At 44.3% G+C, this 18,467-nt stretch carries 16 protein-coding genes; 12 read left to right on the forward strand and 4 right to left on the reverse strand.

Annotated elements, in window-relative coordinates; all coding sequences use genetic code 11:
* Window positions 1-463 precede the first annotated feature (463 nt).
* From FCL46_RS13980 to FCL46_RS14005, 6 genes are all read left to right on the forward strand, one after another.
* Complete coding sequence (locus tag FCL46_RS13980; RefSeq protein WP_136807672.1) at window positions 464-1,732, forward strand: branched-chain amino acid ABC transporter substrate-binding protein; 1,269 nt, start codon at window positions 464-466, stop codon at window positions 1,730-1,732.
* Window positions 1,733-1,756: 24 nt separating this feature from the next.
* Window positions 1,757-4,843: a hybrid sensor histidine kinase/response regulator gene (locus FCL46_RS13985; protein ID WP_136807670.1), complete on the forward strand. Its 3,087-nt coding sequence runs from the start codon at window positions 1,757-1,759 to the stop codon at window positions 4,841-4,843.
* A 242-nt stretch (window positions 4,844-5,085) separates the two neighbouring features.
* A complete protein-coding gene (locus FCL46_RS13990; RefSeq protein ID WP_136807668.1) occupies window positions 5,086-5,652 on the forward strand; it encodes a TrmH family RNA methyltransferase in 567 nt (188 codons plus the stop codon).
* A gap of 165 nt (window positions 5,653-5,817) precedes the next feature.
* The gene (locus FCL46_RS13995) at window positions 5,818-6,735 is read left to right on the forward strand and encodes a DMT family transporter (RefSeq protein WP_228723398.1); all 918 of its coding nucleotides are present in this window, start codon (window positions 5,818-5,820) and stop codon (window positions 6,733-6,735) included.
* Between the two features lie 130 nt (window positions 6,736-6,865).
* Window positions 6,866-7,045, forward strand: a complete 180-nt coding sequence (locus FCL46_RS14000) for a DUF3012 domain-containing protein (protein WP_136807666.1) — start codon at window positions 6,866-6,868, stop codon at window positions 7,043-7,045.
* 107 nt (window positions 7,046-7,152) lie between these two features.
* Window positions 7,153-7,764, forward strand: coding sequence for a LysE family translocator (locus tag FCL46_RS14005; protein ID WP_136807664.1), 612 nt, complete (start codon window positions 7,153-7,155; stop codon window positions 7,762-7,764).
* Window positions 7,765-7,832: 68 nt separating this feature from the next.
* Here FCL46_RS14005 and FCL46_RS14010 read toward each other — a convergent pair whose 3' ends face one another.
* From FCL46_RS14010 to FCL46_RS14025, 4 genes are all read right to left on the reverse strand, one after another.
* Entirely contained in the window at window positions 7,833-8,606 is a 774-nt protein-coding gene (locus tag FCL46_RS14010) for an amidohydrolase (protein WP_136807662.1), read from the reverse strand.
* 31 nt (window positions 8,607-8,637) lie between these two features.
* The gene (locus FCL46_RS14015; RefSeq protein WP_136807660.1) at window positions 8,638-9,747 is read right to left on the reverse strand and encodes a potassium channel family protein; all 1,110 of its coding nucleotides are present in this window, start codon (window positions 9,745-9,747) and stop codon (window positions 8,638-8,640) included.
* A 254-nt stretch (window positions 9,748-10,001) separates the two neighbouring features.
* Window positions 10,002-10,637 carry a nitroreductase family protein gene (locus tag FCL46_RS14020; protein WP_136807658.1) on the reverse strand — a complete coding sequence of 212 codons (636 nt, stop codon included), beginning with the start codon at window positions 10,635-10,637 and terminating at the stop codon, window positions 10,002-10,004.
* A 78-nt stretch (window positions 10,638-10,715) separates the two neighbouring features.
* Entirely contained in the window at window positions 10,716-11,414 is a 699-nt protein-coding gene (locus FCL46_RS14025; RefSeq protein WP_217909632.1) for a pirin family protein, read from the reverse strand.
* A 272-nt stretch (window positions 11,415-11,686) separates the two neighbouring features.
* On the opposite strand from FCL46_RS14025, the gene FCL46_RS14030 reads away from it, so the two are divergent.
* The 6 genes from FCL46_RS14030 (at window position 11,687) to FCL46_RS14055 (ending at window position 18,438) form a co-directional block, all read left to right on the forward strand.
* The gene (locus FCL46_RS14030; RefSeq protein ID WP_136807654.1) at window positions 11,687-12,988 is read left to right on the forward strand and encodes a cystathionine gamma-synthase family protein; all 1,302 of its coding nucleotides are present in this window, start codon (window positions 11,687-11,689) and stop codon (window positions 12,986-12,988) included.
* 410 nt (window positions 12,989-13,398) lie between these two features.
* Window positions 13,399-13,863: a hypothetical protein gene (locus FCL46_RS14035; protein ID WP_136807652.1), complete on the forward strand. Its 465-nt coding sequence runs from the start codon at window positions 13,399-13,401 to the stop codon at window positions 13,861-13,863.
* A complete protein-coding gene (locus FCL46_RS14040) occupies window positions 13,860-15,428 on the forward strand; it encodes a two-component system sensor histidine kinase NtrB (protein ID WP_136807650.1) in 1,569 nt (522 codons plus the stop codon). Before FCL46_RS14035 ends, FCL46_RS14040 begins: the two co-directional genes overlap by 4 nt.
* A 7-nt stretch (window positions 15,429-15,435) precedes the next feature.
* A complete protein-coding gene (locus FCL46_RS14045; protein ID WP_136807648.1) occupies window positions 15,436-15,795 on the forward strand; it encodes a response regulator in 360 nt (119 codons plus the stop codon).
* A gap of 79 nt (window positions 15,796-15,874) precedes the next feature.
* Window positions 15,875-17,989: a molybdopterin-containing oxidoreductase family protein gene (locus FCL46_RS14050; protein ID WP_136807646.1), complete on the forward strand. Its 2,115-nt coding sequence runs from the start codon at window positions 15,875-15,877 to the stop codon at window positions 17,987-17,989.
* Window positions 17,986-18,438: a 4Fe-4S dicluster domain-containing protein gene (locus FCL46_RS14055; protein ID WP_136807644.1), complete on the forward strand. Its 453-nt coding sequence runs from the start codon at window positions 17,986-17,988 to the stop codon at window positions 18,436-18,438. Before FCL46_RS14050 ends, FCL46_RS14055 begins: the two co-directional genes overlap by 4 nt.
* Window positions 18,439-18,467 lie beyond the last annotated feature (29 nt).

An 18,467-nucleotide genomic window follows, 5' to 3' on the forward strand; every position in this document is an offset into this window, starting at 1 on the left:
ATTCTTTCTAGTAAAATACGATCGAGACAACAGAAGTATACACATATTCAGCTCCTGATAGTTAGTGACCGACCTGAAAAAGCCATTTTCCCCAACTTGTTCGTTGATCTCAAATTTTACCCCTCAGGTAAGCGAGGCACGAGACTCAGAGGTACTTGGTGTATTCATCCGGTTAAAATTATCGGCCACCTTGAACTTGAAAAAAATTACAGGTTTTCGTTCAGACACTGGCTAAAAGGAGAATACGATGAATGACAGTCGCCCCTCAGCCCCACGCGTTTACATTTCACTCTGATATAAACATATCAACAGCAGACACAACAATAAAGGTACCTGGACAATTTCTTACTAAATTATCCGTAACTTGCTGTCATTTGACATTCCCAACATACTCTTATAGGATTTATTTATCGCTCTCAGCCACATTCGTTATGCTTTCACACTCAATTATCAAGAATCAATAATGATCACACAAACACTTCAATACGTTTTCACCTCACTATTCGTTTGTACGTTATTCCTGCTCACAGGATGCAGTGAAAACAAACAGGTTGAATTTGAATGCAAAGACGAGCTTGGTTGTATCGACATTCGTCCAGATGAACCGGTTCTTATCGGTGTTCTGCAAGCATTGAGCGGTGAAATTGCGCCTCTTGGTGAAGCTCAGATCAGAGGATTAAAGCTTGCGCTTGCAAAACGGGGTGACCAGATTCTCAACCATCCTGTCTCGCTACTTATAAAAGACACCGGCTGTACTAGCGAGGGAGGTGCGAATGCAGCACTCAAAATAATTGCAAACCCTCAAACAGCTGCCATATTTGGAACAACCTGCTCAGGAGCTGCTGCTACAGCGGCAAAAGCCATGTCTTCTGCAGGACTGACCATGGTATCCGGCAATAATTCGGCACCTTTTCTCACATCTATTGGCGGTAAAGCTGCCCCTGCATGGCAGGCTGGATTTTTTCGTACTGCAAATAATGAAGAAAATGCCGGTCAGGCGGCCGCAGAATATGCCTACCAAGAGCTAAACGTCAGAAAAGCAGCAACAATACATGATAATGATATCTATACCAGAGGCCTAACTGATAGTTTCAAAAAAGCCTTCGAGGAACGAGGTGGTGTCATTACTCTGGGTACTGCAGTTAATAAAGGTGACACGGAGATGCTACCTGTTCTTACGGCAGTCGCCGCTTCCCAGGCAGAGTTACTGTTCTTCCCGCTTTTTCAACCGGAAGGCATAGAAATTCTTCAACAGGCACGATCATTTGATGGATTATCAGCAACAATACTCATGAGTGACGGTGCATTAATTCAACAGAGCTTTCTTGATGCAGCAGGTGACAAGGCGCAGGGTATGCTTTTTGTCGGTCCTGCAAAACCCGGTGGCAGTGCAGCAAGCAAACTTGAAGAACAATACATCACAACATTTAAAGAAAAACCTACTGTCAGCTATTATATTACAGGATACGATGCAGCAGACCTGTTATTGGACGCAATCGAAAAAGCTGCCGTAGTAGATTCAGCCAATGTACTCCATATCATGAAAAAACAGATTCGAGATGCAATGTACAATGTCCAGGCCTATCATGGTGCTTCAGGCATTCTTACCTGTAATAAGTTTGGCGACTGCGGTGAGCCTGCTTTCAACATTCTGCGCCTTGATAATCCTTCCAAAGGGCTCAATGGGCTGGAATCAAACGTTGTTTATAGGAAGACCACAAGCAACAATTAAACTTTCCCCGGCTAGAGCTGATCTATGTTATTGGAAAAATGGCGTTGGAAAAAATTTGGTTTAACGCTCAAATTCAGCATCGTCTTTGCGCTCCTGCTTTTCCTTTTTATCCTTATCGGGGTTACCGGATATATCTCCTATATTAATATCCAGACAGCTGAAGAGAAGATTCTTACAACCAAAAACATTACACGCCATGTTCTTGAAATGGATCGGGGCATGGAACGGGCATATCGTCTTCATGGCGATTTTTTTCTTCACTATCAATACATTGGCCTTCAAGAGGCACATGATCTATATGCCCTGCCCTCAGTCAAACAGGTAGCCAGGGTGATTAAGCTCAGTAACGAACTGAAACATCTCCTTTTCGAGACTGATCCCATTCACGTTAATACAAATTATGAAGCTGATGTTAATCTTTACCTGGCATCAGCAAAACGCTTTGCAGACACATCTATAGAAGCTGTAGAACTTGTAACACGTCGCTCGTTACCGGAAAGAGGTATAGAAGCGAGGTTGATGTCAGTTTGCAAATCAATCCAGGATAATCTGTCCCCCTATAAATCCCTTTTGGATCAAGCCAACAGGGCCTGCTCATTCTACAAAGACTACCTTATCAGTAGACACCGTCATCTCATGCAGTCTTCCCTCAATGAACTAAGTACACTCAGCGTCGAAATAGCAGAGCAAACCACACTCCCTGCGGATGTTAACAATGCCTTTCTTTACGACCGTAATCAATACCGGATGCTGAGTGATGCATTACTCACGATCGACTTGGCAATTAACGGAAAATTCAAAGACTTCCAACTGCAGCAAGAGACCTTAACTCCCATATCCACAACGCTGGTAAATCTTTCACGAACGGCAGAGATTGAGGCTCAAAAAACGATTGATCAGGCAAGCAGAACATCAGCCCTGATCATTCCCATCAGTACTTTACTTGGAATATTCATCATCATTTTTCTTTTCCGTCTGGTACATGCGAGTATTACAAAAAATGTCATACGCCTCACAGACGTTGCAAGTGAATTCAGCCGAGGCAATCTGCAGACCAGAGTTGAAAAAATCGGCTATGATGAGCTTGGTCAGCTTGCAGTCATATTTAACAATATGGCAGCCCACATTGCTGATCTCATCAACAACCTTGAGACAAAAGTTGTTCAGCGCACCAGTGAACTCGCTTTAAGTGAAGAACGATTTCGACAGTTGGTCCGCGAACTGCCTAACATAGCTGTTCAGGGGTATGATGAAAACAGGATAATCCGTTACTGGAACAGGGCCAGCGAAGTACTTTTCGGTTACAGCAGCGATGAAGCACTGGGGAAAAAAATAGAAGATCTGATTTATCCCGCAAATATTCACGACGACCTTTGCCAGCAAATAACCAACTGGTTTGATAACAATATTCCTATCACCGCCTCGGAAATCATGCTTCAGCACAAGAATGGCAGCGAGGTTCCGGTGTATGCTGCCTACGTAATGCAGGCAAACAGCGATGGGGTACAAACCATGTATTGTGTCCACGTTGATCTGGCAGAACTCAAACGCGCTCAGAAAGGCGAGCAACGAAGCGAATTTTTCTACAGACAACTCTTTGAACAATCAAGTAGTGCTGTTGCTGTCTATGAACCAGTTGATAGTGGAGATAACTTTATTATCAAGGACATCAATAGTGCCGGCGAAGTACTTGAAGGAACTAAAAGAGACAGGTTGATCGGGCACACACTCACCGAGGTATTCCCGAAATCTGAGAGTGAACAGTTACTCGAACTTTTCAGGAAAGTTCTCAAAAGTGGTAAGCCTGCATTCATACCAACTATAGTATATGACGACGACCAGCTTCGACAATGGCGTGAAAACAGGGTCTATCGACTACCATCAGGTGAAATTGTTATGCTTTATGATGACATCACCACCCAGAAAGAAACAGAAACAAAAAATCAAGCCATGGAACTTCGGCTTCAGCGCGCCCAGAAGATGGAAGCTATCGGCCTCATGGCGGGTGGCATTGCCCATGACCTGAATAATACATTATCCGCCATAATCGGTTACCCTGATCTGCTAATGCTGCAGCTTCCAGAAGAGAGTCAATTGAGAAAACCCCTCACCGCCATCAAGCAGGCAGGTGAACGAGCCTCTGCCGTAGTGGCAGACCTTCTTACAGTGGCAAGAGGCATAGCTACACCACAGCAGGAAGCAGATATCAATTTGCTGGTACAGGATTTTTTTCAATCTGAAAAAATGAGCAAATTACAAGAGGAGTACCCCAACATTCTATTTGAGCAGTACCTGGCTGGTGACTTGCCTCATATAGTCTGCTCGTCTGTACATATAATGAAATGTATTAATCATCTTGCTGTCAATGCTGTTGAGTCCATTAACAAGTGTGGAAAAGTGATATTTGCCACACGCATTCAAATCCCGAATCAATCCATAATCAATAAGTTCGGTCTGCAGCCAATACCACATTCGGTCCTGAGCATCTCTGACACGGGACCAGGCATGTCTACTGAGGATCTCGAACATATTTTTGAACCGTTCTACACGAAACGCTCTATGGGAAGAGTCAGCGGTACCGGTCTCGGCCTCTCTGTTGTATGGAATATCATGGAAGAACACAAGGGTGCTGTAGTGGTTGAAACCGATTCGAAAAGAACGTCATTTGATCTCTATTTCCCGACAGTTCCTCAAAAATCAATACGTCACAAAAATCCTGAAATCACACTTACAGACTTACGTGGAAACGGCGAAAAAATCCTGGTAGTAGATGATGAACCGCAACAGCGCGAACTCGCAAAAAAAGTCCTTGAGCATTACGGCTACAAAGTTGAGTGTCAACCTTCAGGTGAAGACGCTATTAGTTACCTGAAAACTCACTCTGTCGACCTGATAATTCTCGATATGATTATGACACCGGGAATAAGCGGGCGTCAGACCTATGAACTGGTCACACATATGCACCCAAACCAGAAAGCTATTATTGCAAGCGGCTTTTCTGAAAGTGAAGATATTCGGGAAACGTTACGAATGGGCGCAGGTAATTTTATCAAAAAACCCTACTCGATAAAAGAACTCGCCTCATGTGTGAAAAGCGAGCTATTAAAGTAACTCGAATAGAGTGCAGGCAACTAAACCAACTGAACGGATAGTGTGTTGTATTGGTACGAGCACGTTTCCGTTTTTTTTGCCACTCGATCTTCCCCACTCTCCAGCCCCACCCGACATATAGGCGTCCAACCATACAATCATTCAGATTGCTATACCAAACACAGTGTATTAAGAATGGTAACCTGATAAAAAAACATACCATTGCTGTCGGCAAAACCGCCAACTATCACCACTGAATACGAATGTCCTCAAGATCTGTGAAACAACGAAGAAAAGAAGAACGTAAATGGGCTGAACGGCAATATATAAAACATCGTCGACACAATATGGTCTATGCCAAACCGGGAGTTCAGGATTTTGTTATTGTCCTTGATAACCTCAAGCCTTCATTCAATATCGGCAAGATATTTCGAAGCGCTGATGCTCTAGGAGCACATTCAATACATCTTATAGGCACCGAGTACTTTGAGGTAAAAGCTGCCAAAGGATCATTTAAATGGATTCCCGCCTCTTTTCACCAGACGTTTGATGAATGTTATACGCAATTGCATAGTGAGGGGTATACGATGTTTGTTATGGAACCTGATGCTCCCGCACCTCTTCAGGAAATCGCACTCCCTAAAAAAAGTTGTTTCATCTTCGGTAACGAGGAGTTCGGTATAAGCTTTGACAAAAGTGCATATACAGATATTCAGGCAATACGTGTACCGCAGGTTGGGCGCGTTGAAAGTCTCAATGTTTCAATTGCTGCATCTATCGTTATGTATGAGTATTTCAGGCAGCACGCACCTTCACCGACGCATAATTAACCATTGATGTAATCCACTCCCGGCAAATTAATACCTACAGTACCCATGTCATAAAACCGTATCTTCAACTCTCGGATTGTGTTATGGCGACTATGTATGTTTCGTATTTCATGCTTTACGCCAATCGCCTTTTGGATAATTTCACAGTTTGCTTGAGGATAACCGTTGCAATCATCCGTTAAAATACAGCCGGCCAGCGCCAATGAACTCCCAATGGGTGCTTCCTTTTTCGCAATCTTTCTCTGCATGCTTTTCGGCGCAAATCCTGTTGCGGTCAAGATAACCCTCTCAGGGATCGGTATTTTTACCACTGCCGGGTTACGTTTTAGTATTGCTGCTGTAGTATTACTTCTATGGGCATATCTTGCCGGTAAATCACTGGCCATAAGCAAAAAACAGCTTTTACAGATGGCTGGCCTGGCAATACTGTTCTTTGTCCAGATTTCAACATTCTATTACGGCCAGAATAAAACCAGCGCTTCCCATGGTGCGCTTTTGGGTAACCTGCTACCGTTTATCGTCATGATCCTTGCCCACCTGTTTTTAAAGGATGATAAAATTACCACGAAAAAAATAGCAGGACTGGTTCTTGGTTTTACAGGTGTACTGTTGCTTTTTGTTGATTCACTCAACCTGACCACTGACGCCCTCAAAGGTGATTTCATTTTAGTGATTGCTGTTTTTCTGTGGGGCTGCAATGCCATTTATGTAAAAAAGATAACCAGCAGCTTCAGTGCTCTGCAAATCACCGTATATCCAATGATTCTTGCTATCCCACTCTATTTTTCAGCAGGATTCTTCTTTGACGGGACTATGATTCGTAACCTCAATATCCCTGTAGTGCAGGGAATTCTTTACCAGTCACTGGTTACAGCATCTTTTGGATTTGTCATGTGGAACACCCTGATACAGAAATACGGGGCGACCGCTTTACACTCGTTCATCTTTCTTATGCCCATCTCCGGAGTTACTCTTGGGATATTGCTGCTTAACGAACCCATTACGGCCAATCTGCTTGGGTCAATTGCATTTGTTACTACCGGGCTGATTGTAATTAATTGGAAAAAGAGACGGAAAACCTAAGAATACTACCTGCCAATAGTTGTATTTGTACTATCCACCTGATATATCTTGGTTTGCGATTTTCATTTATGCTAAATTATACATTCTCGATAACCATTATACAAACCGTAACATCAGGAGATGACACGATATGACACGTATTAAATCAGTTCTTTCTACTCTTATTGCTGCAGCCTTTGTTCTCACCCTCTCAGCCTGTGCACCTGAAGTCGGAAGTGAGAAGTGGTGTACCCAGATGAAGGAAAAACCTAAAGGTGAATGGTCAGCCAATGAAACTGCCGACTTTGCAAAACATTGCATTTTTAAATAATTTGTAATACTCCATTAAGGATTACAGTATCGGCACATTAAGGGAGAAGGTGCAACATACCTACCTTCTCCCTACCCGTCCCTAACAAACTTTCAAGGGAGCGCTCAATGGTCTCCACAGAGTTTCTGCTGACATCACTGGTCGTTGTCCTGATACCCGGGACAGGAGTTATCTACACAGTTTCCAATGGACTGTTTATCGGCTGGCGTGCAGCTATTGCCGCAGCAATTGGATGTACCGCAGGTATCGTCCCGCATCTCGTAACATCCATACTTGGGCTTTCTGCAATTCTGCACATGAGTGCCCTCGCCTTTCAAGCTATAAAATATGCAGGCGCCCTCTATTTACTTTTTCTTGCATGGTCAATGTGGAAAGAAACCGGTGGCATCAGCCTCACAACTACGGACAGGAGAAGCCTTCTTCAAGTCGGAATCAGAGGTATTCTGCTGAATATCCTGAATCCTAAACTCTCAATATTCTTCCTGGCATTTCTCCCGTTATTCATTTCTACAGAAACACCCACCCCAATGACAGATATGCTGCTGTTAAGTGGAATATTTATGGCAATGACACTGCTGGTGTTCATCATCTACGGATTATGTGCCAACGGAGTAAGAAAATATATCGTCAACTCCCCACGTATCGTTACCAGAGTACAACGATCTTTTGCGGCAGTATTTGCAATGCTTGGTTTAAAGCTTGCGCTTACTGAGCGGTAGGAATGTTAAACAGGAAGATTAGAGTAAAGATATATCAGGATTGCGCTGAAGAGTTACGAGTAAATATGTCATTCATAGCTGCCGGACATATCCTTCCAGGCTGGAAACTTTTCCCGATAGTCTTCAAGAGATTTTTTAGAAATTGTCAGTGTAATGGTTTCCTCTATTGGGCCGCATTTATGCAGTAAGCTCCCTTGTGGATCGATCAGGGAAGAACGTCCGTCATATTTCAAACCTTTTCCATCCACTCCTACTCTGTTTACCGCAGCTATATAGGCTTGATTTTCTATCGCTCTCGCCATTAACAGGGCATCCCAATGGGCGGAACGGGCTGCTGGCCAGTTGGCCACATAGATTCCGAGATCATATTCTTTGTGACTATTAGCACTCCACGCAGGAAATCGCAGATCGTAGCATATAAATGGGCGGATCTTCCAGTTTTTGTAGGAGATAATCAGTTTATTTTCGCCACTGCTAAAAACCTGATCTTCTTTTGCGTAGCGAAACAGATGGAATTTATCATAGTGGGAAACTTCACCTTCCGGGGTCACCCAGAGCAAACGATTATAGCACTTTGAACCATCCTTAACAATGATACTGCCGGTTATAGCTGCTCCGACAGACGTTGATGCATGTTTTAGCCAGGCGACAGTCGAACCTGTCATCTGTTCGGCAAGCGACTCAGCATTCAGGGTAAAGCCGGTGGTAAACATTTCCGGTAAAATGATCAGGTCAGTTGTTCCGGCAAGTGATGCAAACGTGTGGCTGAAAGCATCGCGGTTTGCAATGATGTCTTCCCAAACGAGATCAGCCTGAATCAGTGTAAGTCGTAAATCATTCAAATCGCATATACCCCGTGAATTTTAACTACAACTACCTGTCATCCCCAAGTATCAGTGAAACCCAGTCAACATCGGGCCTGTGTACCGCAATAACAAAAAGATGATCGTTTGGGTAAACCTCAACATCCTCACCAGGATTCATCATAATTGTACCATCTTCATCTCTTTTTATACCAACAAGCAGTGCATGCGCATCTGTAGAACGAAGCATTTGGCGAACACGCGGAACAGGAATCATCTTATCAAGGCCCGGCCATGCCTTTACTGAATAAAAGGTGTCACCCGCCTTGCTGTCCATAAGAAGCAACACAACCTCAGAAAGATCTGGGTTAGAAATTTCACGCGCCAGCATAAGATCATTTAAGCGCGTAATAACCCTTATGCGAGTATAATGAATACCATCAATATGGCGATGAGCAATTCTCGATTTATTGATCCTGTCGATATGGCGGATATTGGAGCGGTCACGTATATAGACAGTTGTAAAAGCTAATCTATTAATCTCGTCAACCGCAAGCGTAGTAAGAATAGTCTCTTCATCTGTATAGCCGTATATTATAACGCAATCGGCTGTATCTACGCATGACCGTTTCAATACATCATCACTACTGATAGCTCCTCTGATATATTCAACTTCATCACCAAAAGGATTCTCGTCATAGACGTCAGAACATACCACGAGGTCAGTTCTGCAGTAGAATGAATCATTCCGAATTTCTGCAATAAGGGTGTCTACTTTTTGTTTTGCACCACCACCGAGAATCACGATATGATTTTTCAGATTCAGCTGTTTAAGACCTCTCACGCGTAATTTCCTCCGCTCTATTAACTTATCGGCTCCGGCTCCAATGGCGGCTGCCATCAGACCGATACCAAAAATCATATCAAATATAGCGATAACCTGGCCGGGAATAGAATGTGGGACAATATCACCATACCCCACCGTTGTCGCGGTCACAAAAAACCACCAGGTTCCCTTCCACAACGTCTTGGCAATGGTTTCCTGAGCAAAGGTTTCATAATCAAAAAAGAGCAGAAGTGCTGCCGAAAATGCATGAAGACACAGCAGTATGATGATTATAGTGAACCAATCTGATTTCTTATATAATCTTCTGATTTTTTTATATATAACCAGATACATTGATCACTATTCCGTATAAGCCCTAATATTCGTTAAAAAAGCAATGCCCGACAATTTGCAGATTGGGCAGTGCCATAAAAGAGCGTCTATACTACTGAATATTGCGGAAAACGTCTTGGAAAAATTCTGGCAGGATATGAACCTAAAAGATGTGGTGCTTAGATGAATACTTGGTGGTACCGCAAATTGCGGAGTAACTACTCCCCCCGTACTCCCCGAACAGGGAGCACGGGCTTTAGTGACTTCGCTTCCAGTTACTTGTGGAAACTTACAACAATTTCATTTTTCGTTTTACGCCATTTTGCCGAATGTAACTCAAGGCCAGGCTTTCGATAACCAATAGGAAGCAGTAAAGGTACCCAATACTTGTCAGGGATTTTAAATTCCTTCCGGACTCCTTCATGATCAAATCCATCCATAGGGTGACTTTCAAGCCCAAGTTCTATGGCTGCATACATGAGGCTCATAGCGAAAAAACCAGCATTCTTCACAGCAAAAGCAAGATTGGCTTCAGGACTCCAATCGTAAAGTGACTTAGCAGCATTAAGAAACCATTCACGTTGTTCAGCTGTCATTGAGCCGCTATCAAGCATCTGCTGCCAGTTCTTCTCTACTATTTCATGCCCTTCAGCCCAGCCGCTCTTGTCGGCAAGCACAATCAGCACGACGGGCGCTTCAACCACTTTTGGCTGATCCCAGGCCAAAGCCTTCAACCGCTCCTTTTCATTCTGGTCACGTAATACAATAAGATTCCAGGGCTGCAGATTAAAACTCGATGGTGCTCTTGCTGCCATCTCTATCAGATCATTGAGTGACTCTTCACTAACATCTCTATCTGAGTCAAAGAAGTTTATGGATCGTCTCTGTGTGCTCACATCCTTAAAATTCATAGTTTCTCCTTTATGCATATGACCTGTAGTAATTACTTACAGGATTCTTTGGTAAAGTATATTATGTATTCATCATGTTTATGAAGGGACATCAATCAAAACCAGTTCAGATTGAGCCAAACTTTTAATCCTCAGGTCACTTTCACCACTGATCCTTGCCTGATCTCCTTTGCTACACAGTGTACCGTTCACATCGATCTCGCCATTCATCACATATATAAATAGCTTTCGTTCAGAGTCAGTTGAAAAGGCGAGATGGGTATCTTCATCCAACGCAGCACGATAAATACCGGCATCCGTGTTCAGACTGACGACATCATCACCACCCTTTTCTGAGGCTAAAAGTGCAAATCTGTTATGCCATGCTTCAGGCGTAAAAGATTTCTGATCATATGATGGAATTAGACCGCTCTTGTCCGGCAATATCCATATCTGATAAAAATGAACAGGTGTATCATTCACATTGACTTCAGAGTGGTAAAGGCCTGTACCTGCGGTCATTCGCTGCACATCACCGGCTTTTATAACGCTTTCATTCCCCATAGTATCTTTGTGAAACATCTCCCCTTCAAGAACTATGGAGACAATCTCCATCTCTTCATGCGGGTGTTTTCCAAACCCTTCTTGTGGTTCGACAATGTCATCATTAAAGACCCTCAGTCTGCCATGCTGAACATTAGTGGGGTCGTGATAATTACTAAAAGAAAAAAGCCAGTATGTCTTCAACCAGCCCATATCTGTAAAATGTCTATCTGGTGATTGGATTTTAGTGATCATAACTTCCTCCATGCTAACATTCTGCAGACTCTATGCAGTTAACCAGCAAATTGATTTAATGTTAAACTAACTATAGGATGATCGTTGTCAACCTCGGGTTGAATGGTTGAGTTCTCGATTTAGTATAAAAAGAAATCGTTCCAACTGGTTAAAAATCTTTTGTGAATTACTGTTTGCGGAGTAGCATTATTACAAGAAGCTGTAACACCTTTGAGTCACGTGTAATTGAACGTGGTACTTCCCTTAAGAGTTTTTTCTCCGCAAGGTTTACTATGCCAAAAGACAAATCCTTCCGTCGAACTCATCTTGGCAGCCATAAACTTGATGCCACCACCCAGATGACAGCGTATGGCTATGATGCAGCATTTTCAGAGGGGGCTGTAAAGCCACCAGTTTTTTTGACCTCTACTTTCGTGTTTCAATCCGCTGAAGAAGGAGCGGATTTTTTTGATGTGGTTGCCGGTCGCAAACCTGCACCGCAGGACGGAGGAGCTGGCGGTCTGGTCTACAGCCGTTTCAATAATCCGAACAGCGAAATTGTCGAAGACAGGCTCGCGCTTATTGATGGTGCCGAATCAGCACTCGTAACATCCTCCGGTATGGCGGCAATCAGCGCGGTGTTCCTGACCCTTACCCGTCCAGGTGATTCAGTTGTGCACTATACGCCGCTTTACGGTGGTACCGAAACCTTGCTAGCCAAAGTGTTTAGCAGTTGGGGTGTTAATCCTGTGCCATTTATGGATGGATTATCGGAATCTGCCCTTATTGATGCTCTCGAAAAAGCGCGGCAGCAAGGACCTGTAAAAATAGTCTATCTTGAAACTCCTGCAAATCCAACTAATGCCATGACCGACCTGGTCATGGTGCGCAGAGTTGTGGATCACTGGAGTAGGCAACACGATCAATGCCCTGTTATTGTCTGCGACAACACTATGCTCGGGCCGATTTTTCAAAAACCGCTTGAACTCGGTGTAGACATCTGTGTCTACTCACTGACCAAATACATTGGGGGTCACAGTGATTTAATCGGCGGCGGCATTACTGGCTCAAAAGAATTATTGAAACAGATTCGATTAACCCGCGGAAGTTTCGGATTTCAACTCGATGCACACTCTTGCTGGATGCTGTCTCGCTCCATGGAGACGCTTGCAATACGAATGGAACGTGCTGCTGATTCAGGGATGCAGGTTGCAGAGTGGCTTGCAAATAATACAATACTACCATGCAGATTGTTACACCCCGAATTTCTCGAAAACGAAGCTGCAAAGAAACTGTATAAACAACAGTGTACAGGGCCGGGTTCAACCTTTGCATTTATTGTCAAAGATGATCGCTCTACTGCGTTTAAAATACTTAACGAATTGCAGATATTTAAACTTGCCGTCAGTCTTGGTGGGACTGAATCCCTCGTATGCCATCCAGCATCGACGACTCATTCAGGCGTGCCGCTAGAGATGCGCCAGCAGGTTGGTGTGACTGAGGGGCTAATTCGAATATCTGTGGGCCTTGAACATCCGCTTGATCTTATAGAAGACCTGAAACGTGCTTTTACAAAAGCTGTAAACACTTTATGAACGTTTATTCCTAAGACAACTGGACACCTAATGGTGGTGCAACATTATAGCTGCACCACCATTAATCAGACAGAATATTTCTCACGCAACGTCCATCTTTCCAGAGATACAACTACACCATGCATCATTTTTGATGCACCACCTAACACATTTAATTTTATACTGTTTTAACACCCTACACATCCTCAAACACCACACTCAGCCCCTTTTCTAATCTACCTCTGCACCAAATGCCTCATTTATGTTGCACCGGAATTGTGCAATAGTTCACTATTTCATACATCTCTTTCTGGCAAAAGACAAAATACTATCATAAACTACTGATAATACGTCTGTATCAAACTCACCCACTTATCAGTATGAAGAACTGGCACAGATGGTGCTGTAAGTAATCCAAAGCAAAGGAAACTATGACTACTCGAAATCATATAACTCTATATACACTCGTTCTTCTGTTGTTCGGATTCTCCGATACGGCATGGGCGTTACAATCCCATGGTCCACCGGAAGGAATTTACGTTCACCAGATGGCGCACACCCTTTTTATGGCTGCTCTTGCCTATTTGTATTGGCATACCCGGCGTACACAGGAATTAACGAGTAAGGGATGGAAATACCTCCAACTCTTCTGTACCCTTCTCTTTTGCTGGAATGCATTGGCATTTACCGGCCACGAAGCGTTGGAATACCTCACGCCGCAGGACTTTATTGATAAAAACAGCTGGGGTGAGCAACTCGCCTTCCCGCTCAGCTTTATAAAGGTTCTTTATTACATAACTAAGATGGATCATTTCCTGATGGTTCCGGCCTTATTTGCACTGGTGATCAGCCTCAGGACCTTTTACAAGCAGGCATCTTCGGAGGCGGCAAAATGACCGGCCTATCCCTGATACCTGCCATAGTTGTAGAATTTGCCGGGTCAGCTCTGGCGATTATTCTCGCCTTTATTGCTTTAGCCTACGCACGGGCATTAGCAAAACTTCAGCCGAATAACTTTATCTGGGGTTTTCTCTGGTATTTTTCCATTGCTATGGCCGCCTTCTCTCTTTCGAGAGGGGTCGGACATATAGTGCGTATCAGTCTGGTCTACTCTGACAATAGTTTGATCTGGCAGAAACTTGCCCCGCTTTCAGGCGGTTTCAACACGATGCTGATGATATCCGTTGCTGCGGTAATCATCTATTATCATAAAGGCCTCGCCGCATACAAAGTGATCAGGAGCGAAGCAGAAAAACTGGCTGTTGCCAATTTAAAACTTGCATCAAATGCAAAAGAACTTCAGCAACTTAACAGTGGGCTTGAGACCATCGTTGATGCACGCACCCGTGACCTGTCAAAGTCTGAAAAGAAATTTCGCAATTTTTTCGAGAACTCAAAAGACATCGTCTATTTCTGCGACATCAACGGACGTATCACTAATATCAATAACAGTGGTTTGAAAATGCTTGGTTTCACACAGCATCCTGAAACTATAAATTTTCACGAACTTTTCAGTGACCCGGAAATTCTCAACCTTTACCTGTCCACTCTTGGAGAAGAAGGATTTATCAGCGATCTCGAAATGGAATGCACAGGAAGTGATGGTATTCCTCGTCACCTCCTGCTGTCTGCAAATGCAATTCTCGATCGGAATGGCAATATCATTGGTTATGAGGGGATCGGCAAAGACATGACTCGTCTGAAAACTATTACAGAACAACTCATCAACCATGAAAAAATGGCATCAGTAGGTGAAATGGCAGCTGGCATTGCTCATGAGATAAATACCCCGCTCGGAATAATTCTGGGATACACCCAGCTGATGCTTGATGACTTTGAAAGCGATTCAGATACTCACGACAACATGAAGGTCATTGAGCGGCAAACAAAGGTGTGCCGTCGTATCGTCGCCGATCTGCTGAAATTTTCTCGCCAGTCTCAAAGCGAGAAATCAAGCATCAATATCAATACAATAATAAATGACGTGCTTTCTGTTACTGAGCATTCCCTGAATATCAATAAAGTACGTGTTGTGCGCCAACTCGATCCATCACTTCCTGATGTCTACGCAGATGCTGAAAAGCTGCAACAGGTGTTTATCAACCTGTTCAACAACTCACAGTATGCCATGGCGGATGGCGGCAAGATCTGTATTTCAACAACGCACGACGAAAAGCATGTACACATTACCGTCAGAGATTCAGGTTCCGGTATACCAACTGATATAAAAAATAAAATATTCGATCCATTTTTCACAACTAAAGAAGTTGGAAAAGGTACAGGGCTTGGCCTTTCAGTGACGTATGGAATCATCAAGGATCATGAAGGAACTATCTCTGTTAACAGCCCTGTTTCTGATCTTGAAAACGACACAAAGACAAACGAAAACGCACCCGGCACTGAGTTTCACATTACTTTGCCGATTAAGACGTCCAACCCTTCAATAACAACTCAGGGATAATAGTGCCATGGCGGAAATACTCGCTTTAGATGACGTAATTGACGCGGCGATACTGGTCAAAAAAATTCTTGAACGACAGGGCCATACCGTCCACACCTTCACTGGAGAGGAAGACGCTATTCAATTCGTAAAGACTCATCGCGTCGATCTCGCCATTCTCGATATCAAGCTTAAGAAGATGAGCGGAGTTGAGGTGTTGAAAGAATTGAAAAAGATTGATCCGGAACTAAAAGCCATCATGCTTACCGGATACCCAACAATTGAAACAGCGCGAGAAGCGCTTGAGGTTGGCGCCAATGAATATTGCGTAAAACCTATTGATAAACAGGAATTAGAAGAGAAAGTGGCTCAGGTTCTTGAGCTGTAAACGAGAAATTTGCCCAATTTCAGCGTTTACAGAAAACACTATTTACTCGTACTGAAAGTAATTAAGAGAGGAGAGTTACATGAAAAAGTCAGTCTACTCCCTATGCGGCATGTGCACAGTGCGCTGCCCTATTCGTGTGGAGTCAGAAGACAACAAGATCACCTGGATTGAGGGAAATCCTCATCTGCTGGGTGGTGCTCTGTGTGCTAAAGGTTCAGCAGGAACAGCTCTTGTTGAAGATAACGAACGACCTCAGCAGCCCCTCATCAGAGTAGGTGCCCGTGGTGCCGGACGATGGCGTGAAGCGAGTTGGGACGAGGCGTTTGATTTTATCGCCGACAAACTCAGTACCATCAAAAAAGAACATGGCGCAGAATCTGTTGTTCTCTCCTCCCGTGGTGGTCCGTGGCAGGCGATGTACAAGGCGTTTATTCATGCCTTCGGCTCACCCAACTACACGAACCATGACTGTACCTGTGGCCGCAACACCCACCATGCAAGTCTTTCAATCAATGGTGTTGGTCGAAAAGGTTTCGCTTACGATATCAAAAATGCCAAGCATCTTGTACTTTTTGGCCGTGATATGTTCTCTGCACTTCGAATCGCAGAGAATCACCAGACCCTTGATATGCTCGATAAAGGCGGTCGCCTCACTTACGTAGATGTACGCCAGACCATGACAGGTGCCAAGGCTACCCGTTTCTTTCAGGTACGACCGGGGACCGACTACGCACTTGCCCTTGGTGTTATCCATGAAGTGATAAAGAAAGGACTGTTCGACAAGAAATTCATTGATCGTTATGTCACTGGTTTTGAAGAACTCTGTAAATTTGTAGAGCAATACACACCTGCATGGGCAGCTAAAGAATGTGGTGTAAAAGAAAAAAACATCCTCGCATTCGTTGAAGAAATCGCTCAGGACGCACCAAACGTCATTTTCCATCCAGGCTGGAACCTCGCCCGATATAAAGACTCGTTCTACGCCAGTCGCGCCATGCACATCCTCAATGTGCTGATGGGCAACATCGAGATGAAAGGTGGACTCTTTATCCCTAAAGGTGCTGGCGACTGTGGTAAGAAAGGCATCCGCAACATCGATCTGGGTAAACCTGATATCAAGCGTGGCGACGGCGTAGGTTGGGAATATAACCACTTTGATAAAGGCCCTGGGCTCGCTCACCTCTTCTTTAACAATATGCTGAAAGAAGATCCGTATCCGATCAAAGCATGGATCGCTATGCGCCATGACCCATTCAGCGGCATGCCTGATCCTGAACAGCAGAAGCTTGCGATGGATAAGTGTGATCTGCTTGTTTCAATCGATACCAACTACAGCGAGTTTGGCTGGTATAGCGATATCATCCTGCCAGAGTCTACCTACCTTGAGCGCGACACCCCGATTGTGCAGCAGAAAGGCCTCAAGCCGCGATTGGCACTTAGGCGCAAGGCCATTGAGCCTAAGTACGATACTAAGGCAAACTGGGAGATTTTCTGCGGTCTCGCTTCCCGTCTCGGTTTAGAGGAGACCTTCCCGTTCAAGACCATCGAAGATATCTGGGAATGGCAGCTTGAGCCTACCGGCTACACAATGGCGGATTTCGATGAGAAAGGCTTTGTGGAAATGATCGATTCTCCTGTGTTCTTTGACCGCGACAATCTTGATGACCAGTTCAAGACCCCAAGCGGAAAAATTGAGATCGTGAGTGAAAAACTGACCAAAGCAGGTCTGCCCTCGCTTAAAGAGTACGAGTCTCCAGCGGCCCCGGAAAAAGGTATGTTCCGTCTGATCTACGGTAAAATAGCGGTTCACACTCAGGGACACACCATTAACAACCCTCTTCTCAGTGAATTGATGCCGACCAATACTGTCTGGATTCATACCAAACAGGCAAAGAAACTTGGCATAGAGTCTGGCGATCTGCTTGAGGTCTCCTCAGCGGACAAATCCTACAGCGCTACTGTCGCTGCGCATGTGACTGATCATGTGCATCCTGAAGCGGTCTTTACTGTTCACGGTTTCGGTAAAGATATTCCGCTCCAGACCCGAAGCTTCAGAGCCGGGCTCAGTGACCAGAAACTGATGGTCGGCAAGCTCGACGACTGGGATCAGGCAGGAGGTGGAGTCAACCTCTGCGAAGTTTTTGTTCATGTTAAAAAGAGTATCCGCAACACCACGAGGAGAATCGCACTGTGAAAAAATATACACTCCATCTCAATAGTCGCAGATGTATCGCCTGCCATGGCTGTGAGGTGCACTGCAAGGTGAATAAGGATTTACCGGTCGGCCCTTTCCTCTGCGATATCAGCTGCACCCCTCTGCAGATTGTGGGTGGTGTACCGAAAACAGAGATTATTTTTTCAAGCTGTCGTCATTGTGATGACCCGCTCTGTGTTCCGGTCTGCCCAACTGATGCGATGATCCAGCGGGCAGACGGAATTGTCTATATAGATCAGGAAAAATGCATCGGTTGTATGGCCTGCCAAAAAGCGTGTCCATGGGATATTCCGGTACAGAACCCTGATGATAACAAAGCTGTTAAATGCGATCTGTGTATGGACAGAATTGACGCAGGATTACACCCTGCCTGTGTTGCAAAATGCACCACACATGCATTGAAACTGGTGGAATTACAGCCGGTATAATTCAATAAAGTAACCCAAAAATTGAGAAG

Source organism: Desulfosediminicola flagellatus (genome assembly GCF_005116655.2).
Classification (GTDB): domain Bacteria; phylum Desulfobacterota; class Desulfobulbia; order Desulfobulbales; family Desulfocapsaceae; genus Desulfopila; species Desulfopila flagellata.